This window comes from Allobosea sp. P1_A7 (assembly GCF_056406775.1).
The window spans coordinates 1-2,661 of sequence record NZ_JBFTZN010000487.1 but is presented as its reverse complement, the minus strand read 5'-3'; the positions used below and the strand labels follow the sequence as shown (position 1 = coordinate 2,661).

Genomic DNA, 2,661 nt, shown 5'->3' with positions numbered 1-2,661 from the left:
TCCTTGGGCGGAGGGCGGCGCGATGATGGGCGAGCGGACGGTTGCGCAGGAGGCACTGTTCTACGAGTTCAGCCTTGAGCGGCATGTCCCGGCCAACCACCTGCTGCGCTCGATCGACCGCTTCGTCGATCTGTCCGGCATCCGTGCGCATCTACGTCCCTACTACAGCGACACAGGCCGGCCCTCGATCGATCCCGAGCTGATGATCCGGATGCTGATCGTCGGCTACTGCTTCGGCATCCCGTTCAGAACGTCGGTTGTGCGACGAGGTCCACCTGAACCTCGCGGGCATGTGTCAACTCCGTTTTGCGTGCCGCTGCGGATCGGGAGCGCCCGGACGAGTTCAGGCTTCTTTGCGTGCTCCACGCTGGCTGCGTCGGCGGACAGGATGGGTTGAGAAGGATCGAACGGCCTAGCTCTGCCTCGCGATTAGACCGGCGAATGCCGTGCCATCGCAACCAGCGATGCGTGCTCGTCCGACCCTCGCACCCTCCCGGGCGCTCTTTTCCGCCGCGGCGACGGAACTATGCAAGTCGATCGCTAAATGGAGCTCCCGCGACGCGGCTAAGCGGCGACCGATCCGGGCGTCGCTGACCAACGGAACTCAGTGCCATCGGTCCACATGCGGTGCGTGATGACCGCGAGCCGGCGTGCGAGAGCAACCTTCGCGACCTTCACGCTGCCGCGCTTCGCCAGCCGCATGGCCCAAGACCTCAGAGAGGACCAGGGACCGTGGTGGAAGAGGACGTGGGCTGCCTGGTACAATGCGGTGYGGATCATCTCGTCGCCGCAGCGGCTAATGCGACCATCGAAGTCGGTCTGTCCGGAGCTGTAGCGTCTCGGCGTCAGGCCGAAATGCGCGCCGACATCTCTCGATCGCGAGAAGCGTTCGGGGGCGTCGACGCCCGTGCGATAGGTCAGCGCCACCACCACTCCGACGCCAGGTATGGTCATCAGCCGGCGGCAAACAGGATCGCGTCGCGCCAATTGCCGGCACATACGGTCCAGCACCTCGAAAGCCTCGATCATCGCTCGACGAACGCGCAGCATCGGCTCGGTGATCGCGAGCAGGATTGGATGATCCGCGACGAGCTCCAGGACGCGGACCTCGAAGGCGCTCCGCGTGACGATCCCGATCCTAAGCCCAAACACCTTCAGCGAACCACGCATAGCGTTCTCGATATCGTGCGTCTTATTCAAGAGCTGCTGACGGCTGACGAGTGCCATAGCCGGGACATGCTCGGCGAGGCGAATTCTCAACCGTTTGATAACATGGCGCGGCAAATGAAGGGATACTCGCGGACTACAAGGGTGGCGATGTCGCCGCAGCATTGACAGCAGCCTCATTGCGACTATCTCGCCCGGCTCTTTCGATATGTTCAACGTTATTCGATATTGAGTGAAGTTCAGCATCAACTTGTTTAAGCATCCGAACGGTTTCACTTGTATTCTCAGCGATGCTTACCAGCGTAAGAGTCCTCTCTGATTGGGGTGGTTGAGGTCAAGCTGCTCGTTGTGGTTTCTCCGGCTCGTGCCGCCCCGTGGGTCACACGCTTCTCTTCGCGGTCGGCGCTTGGCCGCCGCATGATGGGGTCAGAAGGGCGAGGCGTCTCAATCTGTTTCACGACCTTGCGGTTTRTGCGGCAGGTTCTGGACTCTCAACGAGATCGCCTCAGCACGGGAACGATCCGGTTCACCCTTTCGGGTTTATGCGTGATGTTTTGCCCTCCTACTTCGCCGTGACGGTGTCATGCTGCGACCGTGGCGCCATTCGCGGGATCCTTGCCCYATCGGAACGCTACGCCATCGCTCCACATGCGGTGGAGGATCACGGCGAGCTTGCGAGCGACCGCGACGCGGGCGCGGGCCATGCCGCGATGCTTGGCGATCTTGATCCCCCAGGCCCTCAGGCYCGACCACTTTTTGCTGCGCACCAGCAGCGTATGAGCCGCCTCATAGAGCGCTGTGCGCGCGAGTTCGTCGCCGCAACGGCTGATCCTGCCCTGGATGTCGGTCTCCATCACGCAGGGATCGCCCTGCGTCAGTTCGCGCACGCGGACGGCGAAGGTCGGGCGGCCCGGCGTACCGAGCTTGAGSCCGGCCTCCCGCAGGATCGCCCGCACTACGTTCTCGATCGCGCGCATCTCATTCAGGACAGTGCGGCGCGAGCCGCCAAAAGCGAGCGCCAAAGCCGGCACTGCCGGCTCTTGACGTGAACCTGCCGGAACCAGCCCGTCCGCATGATCTGCGCCAGAGCCCGGGCGTCGTTGCGGTCGGTCTTCTCTGTCCCGGCGTTCGTCAAGGGATGGTTTAACGCATGGTCAGTCGCGGCCACAACGCGCCCAAGGACAAAGCCTTCAAGGTTCATGTCGCCGGCCAAAAGCGCGGCCTGACCCCCGCCATCAAACGCGCCTTCAGGCGACGATCAGCGATCGAGCCCGTCATCGGCCACCTGAAGAACGAACACCGCATGAACCGCAACTATCTCGTCGGAACCCAGGGCGACGCCGCCAACGCCGTCCTTGCCGCGGCCGGCTTCAACTTCAAGCTCCTCATCCGCTGGCTGATGTTTTTGTGCGCCTGGATCACCGCCGCAGTTGCCGCCATGTCGACGGCAAAATCCCGGCCTCAGGCCGCGTGAACGCGTTCTTCACGGTCGAC

The 2,661-nt window shown here is 63.0% G+C and carries 1 protein-coding gene and 3 pseudogenes; 2 read left to right on the top strand and 2 right to left on the bottom strand.

The features are described 5' to 3' along the window. Positions 1 to 22: 22 nt before the first annotated feature. Positions 23 to 323: pseudogene (locus AC1D34_RS36705) on the top strand (transposase); the annotation flags it as partial. 241 nt (positions 324 to 564) lie between these two features. Here AC1D34_RS36705 and AC1D34_RS36700 read toward each other — a convergent pair. Both AC1D34_RS36700 and AC1D34_RS36695 read right to left on the bottom strand, forming a co-directional pair. Beyond that, a complete protein-coding gene (locus AC1D34_RS36700) occupies positions 565 to 1,443 on the bottom strand; it encodes an IS110 family RNA-guided transposase (protein ID WP_476826915.1) in 879 nt (292 codons plus the stop codon). A 305-nt stretch (positions 1,444 to 1,748) separates the two neighbouring features. Continuing rightward, a pseudogene (locus AC1D34_RS36695) lies at positions 1,749 to 2,281 on the bottom strand (transposase); the annotation flags it as partial. A 45-nt stretch (positions 2,282 to 2,326) separates the two neighbouring features. Here AC1D34_RS36695 and AC1D34_RS36690 point away from each other — a divergent pair. Beyond that, positions 2,327 to 2,641: pseudogene (locus tag AC1D34_RS36690) on the top strand (transposase); the annotation flags it as partial. Between the last annotated feature and the right edge of the window lie 20 nt (positions 2,642 to 2,661).